The sequence below is a fragment of the Okeania sp. SIO1H4 genome (assembly GCF_010672695.1).
Classification (GTDB): Bacteria; Cyanobacteriota; Cyanobacteriia; order Cyanobacteriales; family Microcoleaceae; genus Okeania; species Okeania hirsuta.
The window spans coordinates 1-18,427 of record NZ_JAAHGB010000028.1 but is presented as its reverse complement, the minus strand read 5'-3'; the positions used below and the strand labels follow the sequence as shown (position 1 = coordinate 18,427).

The 18,427-nt window shown below is 36.8% G+C and carries 6 protein-coding genes; all 6 read left to right on the top strand.

Features of this window, described 5'->3' with window-relative positions; genetic code table 11:
- Window positions 1-26 precede the first annotated feature (26 nt).
- The 6 genes from F6K06_RS18495 to F6K06_RS18470 all read left to right on the top strand — a co-directional run bounded on the left by F6K06_RS18495 (window position 27) and on the right by F6K06_RS18470 (window position 18,011).
- Window positions 27-1,061, top strand: a complete 1,035-nt coding sequence (locus F6K06_RS18495; protein ID WP_287242702.1) for a TauD/TfdA family dioxygenase — start codon at window positions 27-29, stop codon at window positions 1,059-1,061.
- A 356-nt stretch (window positions 1,062-1,417) separates the two neighbouring features.
- A complete protein-coding gene (locus F6K06_RS18490) occupies window positions 1,418-7,018 on the top strand; it encodes a non-ribosomal peptide synthetase (RefSeq protein ID WP_287242701.1) in 5,601 nt (1,866 codons plus the stop codon).
- 132 nt (window positions 7,019-7,150) lie between these two features.
- Window positions 7,151-11,494 carry a non-ribosomal peptide synthetase gene (locus F6K06_RS18485; RefSeq protein WP_287242699.1) on the top strand — a complete coding sequence of 1,448 codons (4,344 nt, stop codon included), beginning with the start codon at window positions 7,151-7,153 and terminating at the stop codon, window positions 11,492-11,494.
- 197 nt (window positions 11,495-11,691) lie between these two features.
- On the top strand, window positions 11,692-12,636 hold the full coding sequence (locus F6K06_RS18480) for an aldo/keto reductase (RefSeq protein WP_287242697.1): 945 nt from the start codon (window positions 11,692-11,694) through the stop codon (window positions 12,634-12,636).
- Between the two features lie 151 nt (window positions 12,637-12,787).
- Window positions 12,788-14,677 carry an efflux RND transporter periplasmic adaptor subunit gene (locus tag F6K06_RS18475; protein WP_287242695.1) on the top strand — a complete coding sequence of 630 codons (1,890 nt, stop codon included), beginning with the start codon at window positions 12,788-12,790 and terminating at the stop codon, window positions 14,675-14,677.
- A 205-nt stretch (window positions 14,678-14,882) separates the two neighbouring features.
- Window positions 14,883-18,011: an efflux RND transporter permease subunit gene (locus tag F6K06_RS18470; RefSeq protein WP_287242693.1), complete on the top strand. Its 3,129-nt coding sequence runs from the start codon at window positions 14,883-14,885 to the stop codon at window positions 18,009-18,011.
- The last annotated feature ends 416 nt before the right edge of the window (window positions 18,012-18,427 follow it).

Here is an 18,427-nt window from a genome sequence, read left to right as displayed (position 1 = left end):
TTAACATCCTAATCCTAAAAAAAACTATGAACCAAACACTTAAACAACCTAGTCTAAAAAAAATAGGAAGTATCAAACGACAAGGGGTAAAACTATCCCCTCAAGACATGATTAAAATTGATTATCTAGAACCAGATTGTCGTCTTCCAGTCATTATCCAACCATCTGTAGAAAAATTAAATCTAATTAGTTGGGCAAATAATAATCAAGAGTTAATAGAAACTCATTTGTTAAAAGAGGGGGGGATTTTATTTAGAAATTTTCAATTAAATAGCATTGATGAATTTGAAAATTTTATGCAATCTAATTTTGGCAAATTGTTAGAATATTCTTATCGTTCAACACCCCGAACTCAAGTTAGTAATCAGGTCTATACTTCCACTGAATATCCGCCAGAACAATCAATTCCTTTGCATAATGAAATGGCATATACCCTCAGTTGGCCGATGAAAATTTGTTTTTATTGTATTCAACCATCAGCACAAGGAGGAGCTACACCAATAGCTAATAGTCGAAAGGTTTTTGAACGTATTAATCCTACTATTAGAGAAAAGTTTCAAGAGAAAAAAATTATGTATGTCCGTAACTATGGTAATGGATTAGATTTACCTTGGGAAACTGTTTTTCAAACTAATGATAAATCCGAAGTAGAAAAATATTGCGATCGCGCGGGAATTAAATTTGATTGGCAAGAAGGAAATTCTCTAAGAACTTATCAAGTTTGTCAAGCTGTTGCTGCCCATCCAAAAACAGGAGAAATGGTATGGTTTAATCAAGCTCATCTATTTCATATATCCAATTTAACAAAGCAAGTTCAAGAGCAACTTTTATCTGTTTTTGAAGAAGATGAACTGCCCCGTAATACTTATTATGGTGATGGTAGTCCTATTGAAAAATCTATTCTTGATGAGATTCGCGAAATATATCAGCAAGAAGCAGTAGAATTTCCTTGGCAAGCTGGAGATGTTTTATTACTAGATAATATGCTGACTGCTCATGGTAGAACTCCTTTTGTTGGCAAGCGAAAAGTTGTAGTAGGAATGGCCGAAATTAATGAATAATGAATAATTAATAATTAATAATGAAAATTATCTTTAATTATCAATTATCAAGATGTCTTTGACAATGGGAATTAGGGTGTTGTAATGCCTCCTTTCCTGCGGAATGCTACGCAAACGCTAACACCCAATCAAGGTAAAACTAGCAATGCAGGAGAATATGTCATATTTGACTATATTCCGATCGACTATAGCAATCCTAAGTAGGTTGTAAAAATTCAAAAACTATAAATAAGCTCCGAAACTTTTACCCATTGCCTATTTTATATTCCCAAATAGTAGCAATATTTTTGACACAAATAAAATAGGATTGCTATATAAATATATATAATTTACGAAAAAATAATAGCAGTAAAAATATGAATAATTTGGTAGCTGAAACAGAACAAGAAATTACTGAAGGATATGGTTTATCTCCACAACAAAAACATCTGTGGTTGTTGCAAAAAACTGAAAAAACTGGAATATATTTAGCTCAATGTGCAATTTCAATTCCTGGCAAGGTAGATGTACCAAGACTAAAATCGGCTTTACAAAAAATTGTTGAACGCCATGAAATTTTACGTACAAACTTCGACTCATTGCCAGGCATGATTATTGGGGTACAAATTATTAGAGATGATAATATTTCTTGTAATATTTTCTGGGAAAAAGAATATGATTTAACTCAAGTAGAACCAACTCATAAAACTGCTGAATTTGCTAGGATTTTGGAAAATTTAGCTCAAAATTTTTTCGATCTAAAAAAAGACTCTCTCTTTCACGCATCTATTGTAAAAGTATCTCCTGAACAACAAACTTTACTAATTACTTTACCTGCTCTAATTGCTGATTCAAAAAGTCTGCAACTTTTAGTCGATGAACTTAATCAAGAATATGTCGCTTGTTTAAAAGGAAATGAGTTATCAGAAGCTGAATTACAATATGCTGATATTGCTGAATGGCAAAATCAATTACTTGAAGCAGAAGAGGCTAAATTAGGAAAAGAATATTGGGAAAAACAAGACATTTCTAATCGTTTCAATTTAAAACTTCCTTTTGAAAAGCAGTCAGAAGCATTTCAGCCAAAAGTTCAAAAAAATATTATAGATTCAGATTTAGCTACTAAAGTAGAAAACATAGCTAAACAACTAGATATCTCAACATCGGACTTTTTCTTAACTTGTTGGTTAATATTAATCTGGCGACTAACAGGAAAGTTAAATATTGTAGTTGGCCTGGTGAGCGATGGTCGAAAATATGAAGATTTAGAACAAGCATTAGGATTATTTGCTAAACATTTACCTTTGTCTTTTCAAGTTCAGGAAGACTTGAAGTTTAACGAATTATTAGAACAGGTAAAAGCATCAATATCTGATATTTTTAAATGGCAGGATTATTTTACTTGGGAACAATTTATTTCGACCACTGAAAACTACTCTGAACAATATTTTTTACCTCTGAGTTTTGAATTTATAGAACTGAATAATGTTTCTCAAAATGTTGATTTTCAAATAGACAGGATTTACACTTGTACTGATAAATATAAAATCAAACTTGTAATTACTCAAGATAACAACTTAAGTGCAGAATTTCACTATGATGCTAATGCCTATAATTCTGAAGATATCCAGATATTAACTGAACAATTCCAAGTCTTATTAGCAAGTGTAGTCGAAAATCCTGTAGCAGACATTAGTAAGTTAAAAATTAATGCTAGTCATCACCTGCAACAACTCCTAATTGATTTTAACCAGACTCAAGAATCTTATCCCCAAGATAAATGTATTCATCAGTTATTTGAAGAACAAGTACAAAAAACACCCGATGCAGTTGCAGTAGTATTTGAAAAACAACAATTAACCTATCAGCAATTGAACACCAAAGCTAATCAACTTGCTCATTATCTGCAAAGTTTAGGTGTCAAACCGGAAACATTGGTAGGTATTTGTATCAACCGTTCTCCAGAAATGATTGTAGGATTACTAGGAATCTTAAAAGCAGGAGGTGCTTATGTTCCTATCGATCCGAGTTATCCAACAGAACGTTTAGCTTATATGTTGCAAGATGCAGCGATGCCAGTTTTGCTAACGAGTGAATCAGTATTGCCTAGTTTACCAGAACATTCTGCACAAGTTATTTGTTTAGATACTAACTGGGATACTATTGCTAATCAAAGTATTGAGAACCCAGTTATTGAAGTAACTCCAGATAATTTAGCTTATGTAATTTATACTTCAGGTTCCACAGGAAAACCAAAGGGAACCATGATTATTCATAGAGGAGTGGTAAATTATTTAAGCTGGTGTACAAAAGCATATCAGGTAAAAGAAGGAAATGGAGTTCCTGTTAATTCGTCTATTGGGTTTGATGCTACGGTAACTGCCTTTTTCTCGCCTTTGTTGACAGGCAAAGAAATGATTTTGTTACCCGAAGATAATGAAATAGAAGCTCTGAAAGAACTTTTATGCTCTCAGAGGAATTTGAGTTTAGTGAAATTGACACCAGCTCACTTGCAAATACTCAACACTCTGATACCACCAGAAAAAGCATCCGAGCAAACTAGAGCATTTATTATTGGTGGTGAAGCTTTACCAGCAACAACTGTTTCATTTTGGTCAAACAATGCTCCACAAACAAAACTAATTAATGAATATGGACCAACGGAAACAGTAGTAGGTTGTTGTGTCTATCAGGTGAAACCAGAAGACTCTCTCAAAGAAGTAATTCCTATAGGTTGCCCTATTGCCAATACTCAACTGTATATTCTAGACCAACATCAGCAACCAGTACCTCTGGGAGTACCAGGAGAATTGCACATAGGTGGTGCTGGTTTAGCTCGTGGATATCTGAACCGACCAGAATTAACAGCAGCAAAATTCATTCCTAATCCCTTTGATAATAATAACTCAAAGCTATACAAAACTGGAGATTTAGCTCGTTATTTATCCGATGGCACCATAGAATATTTAGGTCGCATTGATAATCAAATCAAGATTCGCGGTTTCCGCATTGAGCTTGGGGAAATTGAATCAGTTTTATCTAGCCATCCCCAAGTACAACAAACTGTAGTTGTCTGTCGAGAAGATACACCAGAGAATAAACAACTGGTAGCTTATATAGTTGGTGTCGAGGGAACCCAAGAGATTACAGAACTTCGATCGTACCTAGTCTCAAAATTACCAGAATATATGGTGCCGTCTGCTTTTGTCTTCTTAGATGTTCTACCACTAACTGCCAATGGCAAGGTAGACCGGAAAGCTTTACCAGCACCAGACGAGCTAACTAATTCATTGGAGTATGTTCCACCTCAAAACCCCACTCAAGAAATTATTACCAACATTTTTGCTGGAGTTTTAGGAATAACTAAAGTCGGTATCCACGACAACTTCTTTTCTCTAGGAGGTCATTCCCTACTAGCAACTCAAGTTATCTCCCGTATTCGCCAATATTTGGAAGTAGAGATCGCTTTCAAAACCTTATTTGAATTTCCCACTGCAGCTGAATTAGACCAGAAATTAAACGAATTACGCGCTACCAATAGTGGATTAAGTCTTCCTCCCATTCTACCTAGAGAGCATAAGCAAGAGTTCCCCCTATCCTGGGCGCAAGAACGATTATGGCTCCTCAACCAATTTGAAGGTTCAAGTGCTATTTATAATATATCAGGAGCAATTCGTATCAGTGGTAGCTTGAATATTAACGCCTTCACTCAAGCATCATCAGAAATAATACGTCGCCATGAAATACTACGCAGCAGTTTTCAGACGGTGAATGGAAAACCAATACAGGTCATTGACCCTGAAGTCACTATGAATATCAATATGGTAGACTTACAACAACATTCAGAAACTGAACGCGAAACTTTACTGATTCAGTTAGCACAAAAAGAAGCAATTACCCCCTTTGACTTGGAAATAGCACCCTTGATCAGGTGTACTCTATTGAAGCTAGAACCTACAGAATATCTGTTCTTATCTACGATGCACCACATTGTCTCAGATGGTTGGTCGATGGGAATATTCATTCAAGAATTCTCTAACTTATATCAAGCTTTTTGTACAGGAAAACCATCGCCTTTACCAGAATTACCAATTCAGTATGTAGACTTTGCAGTTTGGCAAAGAGAATATTTGAGTGGAGCAGTTCTAGAAAGTCAAATCAATTACTGGAAAGAGCAATTAGATGGTGCCCCAGAATTGTTACAATTGCCAACTGACCGTCCTCGATCTACTGTACCAACTTTTCGAGGAAGCACTCAAAGTTTAACTTTAAATACCGAACTCAGCCAAAAATTACAAAACCTATCTCGGGAGTCTGGTTCTAGCTTATTTATGACCATGCTAGCTGGTTTCCAAGTGTTACTACAACGCTACACTAATCAAGATGATATTGTTGTTGGTACTGATGTTGCCAACCGAAACAGAACTGAAATAGAGCCATTAATTGGTTTTTTTGTTAACCTGCTAGTATTACGCACTGACTTAAGTGGAAACCCCAGTTTCCGGGAATTGCTAAAACGAGTACGAGAGGTTACATTAGAAGCTTATACTCATCAGGATTTACCATTTGATAAATTAGTGCAAGCATTGCAACCAGACCGTAATTTTACTCACACACCATTATTTCAGGTATTGTTTGTCCTCCAAAATGCACCAATGCCACCTCTAGAATTGCCTGGAGTAACAATCACTCCATTCCAGAGGGAGAGTAAAACAACAAAGTTTGATTTAGCTCTATTCTTAATAGAAACAGAGAAGGGAATTAATATTAGTTGTAATTATAAAACTGACCTTTTCGACGATAGCACTATCAAACGTATGTTATCTCACTTTGAAATACTGTTAAACAGTATTGTTACTGAACCTGATACTCGAATTAATAATTTAGAAATGCTAACCGATCAAGAAAAAGAACAAAAAACGCTCAAAAAGAAAAAGCATAAAGCATCCAAGCTAAAAAAACTCATGGCAGTGCAAACACAAGCTGTGGAGTTGTCACAGGATAAATTAGTCAAGACAGATTATTTAGAATCTGGGGAAATGTTACCTCTTGTAATTGTACCAGATGTAGATGATTTGAATATCCTAGAATGGGCAAAAAACAATCGAGATTTTATAGAAACAGAGCTAGTAAAAAATGGTGCTATCCTCTTCCGTAATTTTGGGGTCAATTCTGTAGTTGATTTTGAACGTTTTGCTGAGGCCATTTGTCCAGGATTATTTGGCGACTATGGCGATCTCCCCCGGGAAGGAGTTTCTGGCAAAGTTTATGGTTCTACCCCTTACCCTCAAGAACAGGCTATCTTATTTCATAATGAAAGTTCTCATATGCACTGTTGGCCAAGTAAAATCTGGTTTTTCTGCGTACAACCAGCTCAACAAGGGGGAGAAACGCCAATTGTTGATTGTCGAAAAGTGTTAAAACTGCTTGACCCAAAACTACGAGAAAGATTTGAACAAAAGCAATTAATGTATGTCCGCAACTATACTGATGGATTGGATGTAAGTTGGCAAGATTTCTTTCATACCAGTGACAAAGCTGTGGTTGAAGACTATTGTCGTAAAGCAGGAATGGATTGGGAGTGGTTCTCTGGTAATGGTCTCAGAACTCGTAAGGTTCGACCAGCAGTGACTAAGCATTTTAAGACTGGCGAACCAGTGTTTTTTAACCAAGTTCAGTTGCACCATGTATCATATCTCGAACCAGCAGTCCGAGAATCCTTATTATCAATGTTGGGAGATGAGAAGTTGCCTCGTAATGTCTATTATGGGGATGGTTCCCAGATTGAAGACTCGGTGATGGCAGAAATTGGAGCAATTTATCAAGAAGCTCAAGTTAGTTTTCCTTGGCAGCAAGGAGATGTAATAATGCTGGATAATATGTTGATCGCTCACGGGCGTAATTCTTATGTTGGTCCACGTAAGATTGTAGTAGCAATGGGAGAAATGATTCATAGCGAAAATATTGAAAGTCCTTAATCGGCAATGATAGAAGAGAAAAAACAACAGAGAAATTTTTTTCTCTGTTTAGGATTTATTAGAAGTCTATTTTTGGCTATAAAATTAGCAATTTCATATCGTACAGCTAGTTAAAAAATATGGAGAAATTATATGCAAACTACAACTATTAGAGGTTTTCAACTCTCTCCTCAACAAAAACGCTTATGGCAGTTACAACAAGATAATTCTGCTTACCTAACTCAATTTTCTTTGCTTGTAGAAGGTAATCTTCAGGTAAATATATTAAAAGCAGCAATACAGAAAAGTATTGATCGACATGGTATTCTCCGAACAATCTTTCGTTGTTTGTCTGGTAAGAAGATGCCAGTTATGATGGTAGAAAATAACTGTTTACCTGTATGGCAAGATATCGATCTAAGTATTTGGGAGGAGGAGTACCACTCAGCTAAGATTGAGGAAATTTTTCAGAAGGAAAGAAGCCAAGATTTTGATTTAGAAAAGGGTTCAGTCCTACATTGTTATTTGGTGAAACTATCACCAAATCGACATATATTGCTAATTAGCTTGCCTGCACTTTGTGCAGACACCCAGACAATTAGAAATATGGTGGCAGAAATCGGCACTTTATATTCTAATTTTCTAAAAAATCAGGAATCAGACAATAAAGAAATTATGCAGTACCTGCAAGTTTCAGAATGGCAAAATCAATTACTTGTAGACGAAGAAGCAGAGACTGCTAATGAATATTGGCATCAGCAAAGATGTTCTGCTTCAGACTCAGATAGATGGAAATTGCCTTGGGAAAAACATCCTGAAGCACGATCGCCATTCAATCCTAAATCTGTTAGGGAAGTGATATCTCCTGAAATAACTACTAAAATTGTGGCTTTGGGTGAACAATATGATACGTCTCCCCAAGTAGTGTTATTAGCTTGTTGGCAAATTCTCATCTGGCGACTTACGAGAGAGCAGGATATTATGATTGGCCGAAAAAGCGATCGCCGTGAATATGAAGAGCTAGAGGATGTACTCGGATTATTTGCTACGTGGTTGCCAATTAAAAGACATTTGTTACCAGACTTACCCTTCTGCGATCTCTTAGAACTCAATCAAGCAACTATAGACCATGATGAAGAGTGGGAGGATTATTTTGTTCCTGAACCAGTAGAAAATATAGATACTTTGGTTTTTCCCTTTGGGTTTGAGTTTGACGAATTGCCTGAAAACCAATTTGCCGGTAGTGTATCATTTTCTCTAGAGCGACAATACAGTTGTATTGAACCTTTCAAAGTTAAACTTAGTTGTACTCAAAACAAGGAACTTCTGAATATAGATTTTTACTACGATGTAAATTATTTCTCAGTAGAAACTATCCAAACCTTGAGTAGACAATTTCAGACATTATTAGTCAGTGCTATTGAAAATCCTAAAGCAACCATCGGTCAGTTAGAAATCCTCAGTCAAAGCGATCGCCAGCAACTGTTAATCGAGTTTAATCAGACTCAAGTTGATTACCCAAAAGATTTGTGTATTCACGAAATTTTTGCAGCACAAGTAGAAAAAACCCCAGACAATATTGCGGTTGTTTTTGAAGAGCAGCAATTGACTTATGCTGAGTTAAATGCTCGTGCTAATCAATTAGCACGATACCTACAAGGGCAAGGAGTGAAGCCAGAAACACTGGTGGGAGTATATTTGGAGCGATCGCCTTTAGTAATTGTCAGTATACTCGGCATTCTCAAAGCAGGAGGAGCTTACCTCCCATTAGACCCTGCTTTAGCAACTTCTGGCTTAGATTTTAGATTACAAGATGCTCAAGCAATGGTACTCTTAACCCAAGAGGAACTGGTCAAAAATCTGCCAGAAAATACACCAAAGGTACTTTGTCTTGATGCTGAGTGGGAAATTGTTGCTCAGGAGGCAAGTGATAATCCCAGTAACGAAGTAACACCAGAAAATTTAGTCTATACAATTTATACATCTGGTTCTACAGGGGAACCTAAAGGTGTAGCAATAGAACATCAACAACTTCTCAACTATCTACACAGCATTCAAGGAATATTAAATTTGCCTCCTGGTAGCAGTTTTGCTAATGTTTCTACCTTTGCTGCTGATTTAGGGAACACCGTAATTTTCCCTTCTCTTTGTAGTGGAGGATGCTTGCATATAATCTCCTCGGAAAGAGTTCCAGATCCACAAGCTTTAGCTGACTACTTCCAACTCCATCCCATTGACTGTCTAAAAATTGTACCTTCTCATTTAGAAGCATTATTAACATACGAACATCCAGAAAAAATTATACCTCAACAACGACTGATTCTGGGTGGAGAAGCAACAAGTTGGAATTTAATTGAGCAAGTGCGAAAAATAGCTCCAGAATGTAAAATTATCAATCATTATGGACCAACAGAAGCAACTGTAGGTACAACTACTTTTGCAGTAGACACAACAGCTAATAGGGATGATTCTGCTACAGTACCCATTGGTAAAGCGATCGCTAATACCCAAATTTACCTGCTAAATTCAGAGAAAAAACCAGTACCTATGGGTGTCGCTGGGGAACTATACATTGGTGGTGCAGGATTAGCACGGGGTTATCTGAATCAACCACAACTGACTGCTGAGAAATTTATTGTCAACCCCTTCGCAGAGAAAGGGAGGCTTTACCGAACCGGAGATTTAGCTCGTTATTTAAGCGATGGTAATATTGAATTTATCGGTCGCACAGACTATCAAGTAAAGATTCGAGGTTTCCGCATAGAATTGGGAGAAATAGAATCGGTTTTATCCAGTCATCCCCAAATCCAACAAGCTATAGTTATTGCCACAGGAGAAATTCCTACTAAAAAACGTTTAGTTGCATATATAGTTACCTCGAACGGAGCGATCGCTACTAACGAACTGCGTAAATGTCTCCTTTCCAAATTACCAGATTATATGATACCATCTGCCTTTGTCAATTTAGAGGCTTTTCCTCTAACGCCAAACGGCAAAGTAGACCGTAAAGCACTACCCGCACCTGAAGTAGAAGTTACCCCAGAACAAGAATATGTAGCACCGCGCACAGCAAATGAAGAAATAATTGCCAATATATTCGCTTCAGTTATAGACATACAAGCAGTAGGAATTCACAACAATTTCTTTGATTTAGGAGGACATTCTCTCCTAGCAACCCAACTAATTTCCCGTGTCCGACAAACCTTTGGAATTACAATTCCTCTCAACAGTCTATTTGAATCTCCTACTGTAGCGCAACTTACCAATACTGTTGAAGATGTGCTACAAAAAGGGGTCTACAACCAAGAAGAAATTGATTTTGATGCCGAAGCAATTTTAGAACCAAGCATCATTCCTCAGACTATAGTTGGTAATAATATTATCAAGCATCATAATATTTTATTGACAGGGGTAACTGGTTTTGTAGGAGCAGATTTACTCATTCGACTACTTCAAAAAACATCAGCTAATGTCTACTGCTTAATCCGTGCTACTGATGCTGATTCAGCTAAACAGAAACTTCAAAGGAAACTAGAATCTTATCTTCTTTGGGATGAAACATTTAGCTCCAGAATTATCCCTGTTGTCGGAGACTTCTCCAGCAAATTTTTCGGACTATCAACAGACAAATTTAAACATCTAGCAAATCAAATTGATGTTATTTATCATAGTGGAGCTTTTGTTAATCATATTTATCCATACACTGCGCTAAAAACAACTAATGTTTTGGGAACTCAAGAAGTTTTAAAGTTAGCTAGTGAAAATCATGTTAAACCCGTACACTTTATATCTACTCTCGGAGTTTTATCGTTATCTAGTAATTATGAAAATGGAATCATTCTTGAGTCCGATTTTTTAACTGACACTCCAAAGAATAAAAGTGGTTATCAACAGAGTAAATGGGTTGCAGAAAAATTGGTCATGGCAGCACGCGAGCGAGGACTTCCTACCAGTATTTATCGACTGCCAATGATTACAGCAAATACTCAAACAGGTGCTAGTAATATTAATGATCGAGTTTGTCGCATGATAACAGCTTGTCTTCAACTAGGAATGATACCAATTTTAGAGAATGAAGCAGTAGATAATTGGATTCCTGTTAACGAAATTAACCAAGCAATTGTTCATCTATCTCAGCAACAGGAATGTTTAGGTAAAGCTTTTCACTTACTTAATCCTCAACCTATATCTATTAATAACGTATTTAATTGGTTATATTCATTAGATTATTCACTGAAAAAAGTTTCATTAAATGATTGGATAACTAAGTTATCAGCTACTCCAGAAAATCCCCTGTATCCCTATATTTTACAATTGGAGTTAATGAACAAAAAATCTGACAAAGAACAGTCAGATAAATACTTAAGAACTATTGACGATAAAAATACTAAAAATGGTCTAGTTGACAGTAATATTACCTTTACTAACATAGATGAAAAATATTTGGAAACAATGCTTTCATTTTTAATTGAAAGTGGTGTTTGTAAAACTCAATAGCCATCTTTTGTGATTGTACAAGATACAGCATACTCCATGTACCATGTAGATATGGTACATTAATTTTACTATTGACTATCAACTATTTTACTAACTGTTGCTAGTGTACTTTATAAACCTGGAATATGCTGTATTGATCACTTTGACATACTGACAGACATAATAAACGGATATTCAGCTTTTCCTTAATTAAAACTATGGCAACAACAACTTTAGGCAAAAATGGACTAACTGTTACTCCCATAATTATTGGCACTTGGTCTTGGGGAGACAATTTATTTTGGGATTATGGCAGTGACTACGGCAACACAGAAGTAGAAGCAGCTTTTAAAGCTGCCTTAGAAGAAGGGATAAATTTTTTTGATACGGCCGAAATTTATGGCAAAGGTTTATCAGAAGAATTGCTAGGAACATTTATGCAAAAAAACACCCAACCCGTCCAAATTGCCAGTAAATATGCCCCTAAGCCTTTGCGTTTTTCTTCATTTTCGGTCACTAATGCTTTAACTGAGAGTTTAAAACGATTAAGTGTGCCTAAAATTGCTTTATATCAAGTACATTGGCCTCGAACTTATTTTATGGGTCAAAAAACGTTATTAAATACTTTAGCAGATGAAGTAAAAAAAGGGAGAATTGAAGCTATTGGTGTTAGTAAATATTCTGCTGAACAAATGCAAAAAGCTTATGAAATCTTAGCCGATAAAGGTATTAAATTAGCAACAAATCAAGTAGAATATTCTCTATTATCTCGCCAAATAGAAAGTCAAGGAATTCTAGACAAAGCCAAGAAATTGGGAATGACAATTTTAGCTTATTGTCCTTTAGCCCAAGGATTACTTACTGGCAAATATACAGTCGAAAACCTACCGAAAGACCGTCGTAAATTAAGACCTTATTTTCAAAAAAGTGAATTAGAAAAAATAAAACCTGTAATATCTTTATTGACAAAAATAGGAGAAAAATATGGTAAAACTCCAGCACAAGTAGCACTCAATTGGTTAGTTTGTCAAGATAATGTTATACCCATTGCTGGTTGTAAAAATGCCGAACAGGTACGACAAAATGTAGGAGCTATAGGATGGGAAATCGGTGAAAATGAATTTAATCAATTAGAACAAATAACCCGCCCTTGGCTACAATGAAGATTGTAAGCATAAATCAGTAGGAAAAGAAATTGGTTTAACTGCTAAAATGTGAAAGATTAAATAATACTTTACATCAAAGGGACTATTTATGGTAATAATGATTAAACTAAGAAACTGTAAAGCTTATGATTAGCCAAGGAGATATCAAATGGCTTCTATAGATGGCCATAAACTTTATCCTAAAGTAGAAGAAGATAAGGAGGATATTCAGGACATTAATTATACCAAAAAATTTCCCCATCAGAAAAATAAAGGAGGATGGAAAGGATTAATTCCTGGTATTGTCATTGGTGTAATTGCTAGTGTGGTAAGTATGCAGCTACTTTCCAAACCAAAGCAAAATACGGAAGCTAATACCACTTCTACACAAACCATTACAGGTGTAGTCGAGACTAATGTTAGCCCTTCTATGAGCGTGAAAGTGGCCAAGGTAGAATTAGCAACAGTGGAACGCACCCTTGATGCTACAGGTAGCGTTGTTGCCTTCGATCTATTACCTGTCTTACCACAAGCGAATGGGTTGCAAATTCAACAAGTCTTAGTAGATGAAGGAGAAAAAGTTACTCAAGGTCAGGTAATGGCAATTTTGGATGACTCCGTTTTGAAATCGCAAATTAACCAGGCAAAATCTCAAGTAGCATCTGCTAGGAGTGAAGTAGAGCAAAGAAGAGCTGCTCACAGTAAAACTAAAGTAGGAGTAGAGCAAGCAACTGCTGCTTGGGAACAAGCAATTGCTGACCGAGATGGTGTTAAAGCTACTATTGCTCAGGCCAAAGCAGGTAGAGATGAAGCGTTCGCTGGTTTAAAGCAAACAAAAGCAAGTCGGGATGATGCTGTTGCTGCTCTTAAACAAACCCAAGCAAGTCGTAATGATGCTGTTGCTGCTCTCAAACAAACCCAAGCAAGTCGTAATGATGCTCTAGCATCTGTTGCCCAAACTGAAGCAAAGTTAGCAGAAGCTAAGGCGGAAGAAGAACAAGCGATGAGAGATTTTGAGCGATATCAAACCCTGAAATCAGAGGGTGTTATTAGTTCTCAAGAATTAGAAACTCGTAGCACTGCTGTGAAAACAGCCAGGGAAGGAGTGCGAGTTGCTGAAGCTAATATTGATAGTGCGAAAGCTAAAGTTGAAATTGCTGAAGCTAATATTAGTAGCGCCAAAGCTAAAATTGAAATTGCTGAAGCTAATGTTAGTAGTGCAAAAGCTAAAGTTGATATTGCCAACTCAAATGTTAGCAGTGCAGAAGCGAGAGTAGAAAGTGCAGAAGCAAGTCTGAGTAGTTCAATGGCTCAACTACGGAGTGCAGAAGCCAAAGTTAATAGCGCCAAAGCTAATGTAAGTAGTGCTCGTGCAGAAGTTGAAAGCGCATTATCAAATATTGATAGCGCTATGGCAAATGTTAGCAGTGATGAAGCTCGCTTAGAAGAGAGACAAACTCAGCTAGCACAGACTTTAATGAAAGCACCCGCAAACGGTATAATAGCCGAACGGATAGCTCGTGTTGGTGATGTAACTTCTAGTAGTAAAATGTTGTTTTCTATTATTAAAGATAATCAATTAGAACTACAATTAGAAGTACCAGAAACTCAATTACCACAAGTTAAAATAGGTACAAAAGTTCAAATTACATCAGATGCAGATAGTCGGATAAAAATGTCAGGAATAGTGAGAGAAATAGCACCATTAGTCAAGGAACAAACTCGCGAAGCTACTGTCAAAATAGACCTACCTAATAGTAATTTATTACGACCAGGAATGTTTTTACGAGCAACAATTACAACTGCGACAAATCAAGGATTAAAAATTCCAGCAAAAGCAGTATTACCTCAAGCAAATGGGCAATCTATTGTTTATGTTTTGCAAAACAATAATCAAGTTAAAGCCGTACCTGTAGAAGTAGGAAAAATTTTGAGTAAAAATAGCAATCTAGCTAATGCAAAAATTGAAGTAAAACAAGGTTTAAAATTAGGCAATCGTGTAGTAGTATCGGGTGCAGTCTACCTCAAAGATGGAGATATCGTTAAAGTTATTGAGTAAAATCAACCTATTATAATTGGTCAGGAAAAATGTTATCCAAATTTAAATAATTATATATTAATCGATACTTATTAACTCCAATAATTTAAAATCAAAAAATAACAAACCATTATAATTCCTAATTGCCAAAAGTAATATCAAACTTTGTATTTTGTTATAAATACTCTTAATTTTTAATTTTTTACTTTCACATTTTGAATTAACCATGTCATTTCATTTATCAGCTTGGTCAATTAAAAAACCAGTTCCTACTCTGGTCATGTTTCTAGTTTTAACAGTAGTAGGATTAATGTCATTTTTGCAATTAGGAATAGATAACTTACCCAATGTCGATATTCCCCTAGTATCAGTCACAGTAACTCAACAAGGAGCAGGTCCTACAGAACTAGAAACTCAAGTAACAAAAAAAATTGAAGATGCTGTAGCAAGTTTAGGAGATATAGACAAACTAACCTCAAGAGTAACCGATGGAGTTTCTAACACTACTATTACTTTTGACGTAGGAGTAGATAGCGATCGCGCAACCAACGATGTGCGTAATGCCATAGATCAAATTCGCCAAGACCTACCCCGAGACGTTGACGATCCTATCGTTCAAAGACTAGACTTTGCTGGAGGCGGAGCAATAATGGCCTACGCGGTCACCTCTAACAAACGTTCTGTAGAAGAGTTAAGCGAATTAGTTGACAAAGAAATTAGTCGGGCTATCCTTAATGTTACAGGTGTTTCTCAAATCAATCGTATTGGGGGAGTTGACCGGGAAATTCTCATCGAACTGAGTCCCGAAAGATTAGAAAGTCTTGGTATTACTGCTACTCAAGTCAACGAGCAAATTCGCGCTTTGAATGCCAACATACCAGGAGGACGTTCTCAAGCAGGAGGTAGAGAAAAAAGTATTCGGACATTAGGAAGTGCTGACACAGTAGAAGCATTGAAAGAATATCAAATTATTCTGCCTTCCGGTGGTGCAGTTCCCCTTTCGAGTGTCGGTCAAGTCATTGATGGTTTTGGGGAAACGAGAGAAACAGCTTGGTTATTAGAAAAAAATAGTTCCAACCAAGATTCAGAAATCAATAATATCGGTAAACCTGTTGTAGCTTTCGGGGTACTTCGCAGCACAGGTAGTACCCTAGTTACTGTCGAAAAAAACGTGCGGAAAGCAGTTGCCCAACTTAGAAAAACATTGCCACCAGATGTAAACTTGCAACTTATTTTTACGAAGGCAACAGAAATTGAGGCATCATATCAAGCATCCATAGACGCTTTAGTTATTGGTTCCATACTCACTGTGGTAGTTGTAGGTATATTTTTACGAGATTGGCGACCCACCTTAGTAACAGCAGTAGCATTACCTTTATCAATACTGCCTACTTTTTTGGTCATAAAGACTCTTAACTATACCTTAGATCAAATGACCCTATTAGCACTAGCATTAGCAATGGGGAACTTAGTAGATGATGCTATCTGTATGATCGAGAATATCGAACAACATATTTCTAAGGGAAAAAAGCCATTTCAAGCAGCTTTGGATGGGTCAGCAGAAATTGGTTTTGCGGTGGTTGCAACAACTGCAACTATTGTAGCAGTATTCTTACCTGTGGCATTTATGGGTGGGGTACCGGGGCAATTTTTTAAACCTTTCGGCATTACGGTAGCGGTAGCAACTATGTTTTCCACATTAGTTGCCACTACAATGACACCCATGTTGGGAGCGCGGTTATTGAAACTGAAAAGACTGGAAACATCTCCTGATTTTTCCGAAAAAAATCACAAACAAAGAAAAATTCGTCCTTACAGTCAGTTATTAACTTGGGCGTTGCGCCATAAAATTCTCACCTTAGTTATTGCTATAGTATTCTTTATTGGTAGCTTACAATTGGTGCCACTGCTGCCGAAAGGACTAACGGGGGGTGAGGAAAAGGGGGTGAGTATAGTTGAGCTAGAATTGCCTCCTGGTTCAACCTTAGCAGAAACTGAACAAGTTGCACAACAAACAATCCAACTATTCCAGGAAAATCCACTTGTCACCAGTGTGTTTGCCGATCTAGGTAGTAGAAGCGGTGGAGTTGTGTACAAAGGTAACTTATACGTTACCATCTTACCCAGACAAGAACGGAATATTTCTGAAAAAGAATTTGAACAACAGATACGACCATTGTTTCAGAATATTCCAGGAGCGCGAATTCATTTTGCTAGTCAAGGTCCAGGTGGTGGTGATAAGGATTTAAAGATTATTCTGAAGAGTGAAAATGCAGTTGCTTTAGAACAGACATCGGATGCTTTGGAACGACAAATGCGAGAAACTCCTGGGTTGGTGGATGTGACTTCCAGTGCTAGTTTAGTGAAACCGGAGATTTTGATTAAACCATTACCTGCTAGAGCAGGAGATTTAGGAGTTTCAGTACAGGCGATCGCTCGTACTGCTTCTTTAGCAACTCTGGGAGATAATGAGACTAATTTAGCTAAGTTCGATCTGGCAGATCGTCAAATTCCGATTCGAGTACAGTTAGCAGAGGAATTTAGAAATGACTTAGATGCGATTAAAAATTTACGCATTCCCAGTCAAAATGGTGGGTTAGTACCATTATCGGCGGTGGCTGAAATTACTATTGGTAGCGGACCGGCGGAAATAAATCGTTTTAACCGTTATCGTCAAGTTTCCTTTGAGGCAAATTTACAGGGTATTTCTCTGGGAGATGCACTAACAGCAGTGAAATCATTGCCAGCAATGAACCCACTACCTCCTGATGTCACCGAAGAGTCTGATGGTGAGGCCAAAATTATGATGGATATTTTTAGTGGATTTTTGGGTGCGTTAGGTTTGGCAATATTGTGTATTTATGCAATTTTAGTGTTACTATACAATAATTTTCTGTATCCAATAGTAATTTTAGTGGCGTTACCATTATCTATTGGTGGTGCATTGTTAGGGTTGATGATTTTCCAGAAGGAGTTAGGTTTATTTGCTTTAATTGGAATTGTATTGTTGATGGGTTTGGTGACAAAAAATGCGATTTTGTTAGTAGACTGTTCCTTAGCAAATGAAAAAGCAGGAATGCCTCAGTTTCATGCAGTGCGAGAAGCTGGTATTTCTCGCTTGCGACCAATTTTGATGACAACACTTTCCACTATTGCTGGAATGTTGCCCATTGCTTTAGAATTAGGAGCAGGAGGAGCAGAAAGAAGTCCGATGGCGATCGCTGTTATTGGTGGGTTCACTACTTCCACATTGTTAACATTAGTAGTGGTGCCTGTGTGGTTTACTTACATTGATAATTTTCTTCATTGGTTGAAGAAATTGTTAGGTCGTTCAACTCAGATGGGGGTGAGTTGAAGAGGAAACTATGACTTTTGTCTCTAAGTACAAGACAAAATTTGCAAAATTTGAGAGGAAAAGGGTTTCATAGAAACTGAAGTTTAGACCAGGGCAAACGCATCTAATTTTGCTGATTCCTATGTGTAGTGTTTATAACCCACATTCCGCACGACAAAATGTAGTACATAAACAGGGGGGACTTGAGTAAGTATTTAGACTCAAGAAAAAAAAACCTCAAACTGTAATTCTAGATAAGAGGTGAAGATCAAAAAAGAGGAGAAAATGTCAATAGAAGTAAGTAACTTAGACCTACGGGGGGATTCAACAGAGATGGTTAATAGTTGACTTTCAACTACGCATCTGTATCGGATTTGAAAAACAAGGAGAAAAAAATCCAGAAAGAACCAGTTGAAGTTGACAAAAAACTGCGCACT

What these genes read in the sequence shown, in the direction of transcription:
- F6K06_RS18495 (WP_287242702.1), top strand. Translation starts at nt 27, where the DNA reads ATGAACCAAACACTTAAACAACCTAGTCTAAAAAAAATAGGAAGTATC.
- F6K06_RS18490 (WP_287242701.1), top strand. Translation starts at nt 1,418, where the DNA reads ATGAATAATTTGGTAGCTGAAACAGAACAAGAAATTACTGAAGGATAT.
- F6K06_RS18485 (WP_287242699.1), top strand. Translation starts at nt 7,151, where the DNA reads ATGCAAACTACAACTATTAGAGGTTTTCAACTCTCTCCTCAACAAAAA.
- F6K06_RS18480 (WP_287242697.1), top strand. Translation starts at nt 11,692, where the DNA reads ATGGCAACAACAACTTTAGGCAAAAATGGACTAACTGTTACTCCCATA.
- F6K06_RS18475 (WP_287242695.1), top strand. Translation starts at nt 12,788, where the DNA reads ATGGCTTCTATAGATGGCCATAAACTTTATCCTAAAGTAGAAGAAGAT.
- F6K06_RS18470 (WP_287242693.1), top strand. Translation starts at nt 14,883, where the DNA reads ATGTCATTTCATTTATCAGCTTGGTCAATTAAAAAACCAGTTCCTACT.